This window comes from Vicinamibacterales bacterium (assembly GCA_036504215.1).
Taxonomy (GTDB): Bacteria; Acidobacteriota; Vicinamibacteria; order Vicinamibacterales; family Fen-181; genus FEN-299.
Window position 1 is genome coordinate 1 of record DASXVO010000008.1, and the last position, 2,453, is coordinate 2,453.

Annotated in this window: 1 protein-coding gene; it reads left to right on the top strand. The window is 66.0% G+C overall.

Annotated features, from left to right (window positions below):
- Positions 1-589: 589 nt before the first annotated feature.
- On the top strand, positions 590-2,453 hold a 1,864-nt coding region (fusA, locus tag VGK32_02470; protein HEY3380600.1), incomplete at its 3' end, for an elongation factor G.

The window sequence follows — 2,453 nt, forward strand, 5'->3', positions numbered from 1 at the left end:
GGCGCGGCGGCCACGGGCCGACCATCCGTGGCGGAAGAGCCTGCAGCAGTGGTACCGGCAAGCCGTGGCGGACAAGCAGGCCGCGACGAGGGGACAGTTCTAATGGCGTAACCGCGGGGACACTTCTACTGGTCGTTGACACAAGCCTTGACTACACAAGGAATTGCACTACCTTCATTGGGCTACGGGGAATTGCGGTTCATTGCACTTTTCGTAGCCGGCCGCGGGGTTGCATTTCGCGGACGACCGGGGAACTGCGCCCCGGGCATTATGGGCCCGCCAACTGACTGGTGGAAGTCGTCAGCGCGGGGGCGAAGGACCAAGCCGACCGATGACGCACGGGAGTTCGTGTAGCCCGCGCCGAGGTTTCCGAAAAGCAACGCAGGACAATTCAACGTCGGGGCAGCGTTGCCCGGCGCGCCGAGGGTCCCCATTCGCGCAGCAGCGGCGAGTGTACCCGGCGAGGGCGGATGGATACCGGCCTTTCCCGAGTTGCGGGATGGGCGCCCGGTCCAGCCGCGTTTTCGTTGGATCGCACACAATGCCGCCGAGGCCGGCGGTTCAAAACTACGGATCTCTCTTCGCACTCATGGCTCGCGATACCGAACTCAAGTACTACCGCAACATCGGCATCATGGCCCACATCGATGCCGGCAAGACCACGACGACTGAGCGCGTCCTCTACTACACGGGGAAGTCGCACAAGATCGGCGAGGTGCATGATGGCGCGGCCACGATGGACTGGATGGAGCAGGAGCAGGAGCGCGGCATCACCATCACGTCGGCCGCGACGACCTGCTTCTGGCGCCGTCACGGGCAGTCGTATGCCGCGGTGGGCGACGGGCCGGAGTATCGCATCAACATCATCGACACGCCGGGGCACGTGGACTTCACCGTCGAGGTGGAGCGTTCGCTCCGCGTGCTCGACGGCGCGGTGACGCTGCTCGACTCGGTGGCCGGGGTGGAGCCGCAGACGGAGACGGTGTGGCGCCAGGCGGACCGGTACAAGGTGCCGCGCATGATCTTCGCCAACAAGATGGACCGCGTGGGCGCGAACTTCGATCGCTGCATGACGATGATCAAGGACCGCCTGACGAAGAACGCGTACGCGCTGCAGCTGCCGGTCGGCTCGGGCGAGCTCTTCACGGGCCACATCGACCTGATCGAGCGCAAGCAGTACATCTTCGACGAGGAGACGCTGGGCAAGACCTTCACGGTCACCGACGTCCCCGCCGACATGCACGACCGGGTGGAAGCCGCGCGCCACGAGCTCATCGAGGCGGCGGTGATGCACGACGACGAGCTCATCGAGAAGTTCCTGACGGAGGGCGTGGACGCGCTCACCGTCGACGAGATCCGCCACGCCATCCGCGCGGCGACGATCAAGATGGAGTTCTGCCCCGTGCTCTGCGGCGCCTCGTTCAAGAACAAGGGCGTGCAGGCGCTGCTCGACGCGGTGATCGACTTCCTGCCGTCGCCGAAGGACGTGCCGGCCATCCAGGGCCACCTGCCGCACCACGACGAGACGTACGACACGCGCGACGTGGCCGACGAGGCGCCGTTCGCCGCGCTGGCGTTCAAGGTGGCGACCGACCCGTTCGTCGGCCGCCTGACCTTCTTCCGCGTCTACTCGGGCACCCTGAAGGCGGGGTCGCACGTGTACAACAGCACGAAGGACCGGCGCGAGCGCATCGGCCGCCTGCTGCAGATGCACGCCAACAAGCGCGAGGAGATCGAGGAAGTGCGCTGCGGCGACATTGCCGCCGCGATCGGCCTCAAGGACACGCGCACCGGCGACACGCTCTGCGACGAGGACAAGCCGATCATCCTCGAGGCGATGAAGTTCCCGACGCCCGTCATCGACGTCGCGGTCGAGCCGAAGACGAAGGCCGACCAGGACAAGATGGGCATCGCGCTGAACAAGCTGGCCGAAGAGGACCCGACCTTCCGCGTCCACACGGACCCGGAGACGGGGCAGACGATCATCTCGGGCATGGGTGAGCTGCACCTCGAGATCATCGTCGACCGCATGATGCGCGAGTTCAAGGTCGACGCGAACGTCGGCCGCCCGCAGGTAGCGTACCGCGAGACGATCCGGAACCGCGTCGAGAAGGTCGAGGGGAAGTTCATCCGCCAGTCGGGCGGCAAGGGCCAGTACGGCCACGTCGTCATCAACGCGCAGCCGGCCGAAGCGGGGCAGGGCTACGTGTTCGAGGACAAGATCGTGGGCGGCACCATCCCGCGCGAGTACATCAGCCCGGTCGAGGCTGGCATCAAGGAAGCGCTGGAGAACGGCATCCTCGCCGGCTACCCGATGGTCGACGTGAAGGTCGAGCTGGTCTACGGCTCGTACCACGACGTCGACTCGTCGGAAATGGCGTTCAAGATCGCCGGCTCGATGGCGTTCCAGGACGCGGCCAAGAAGGCCAGGCCGGTGCTGCTCGAGCCGATCA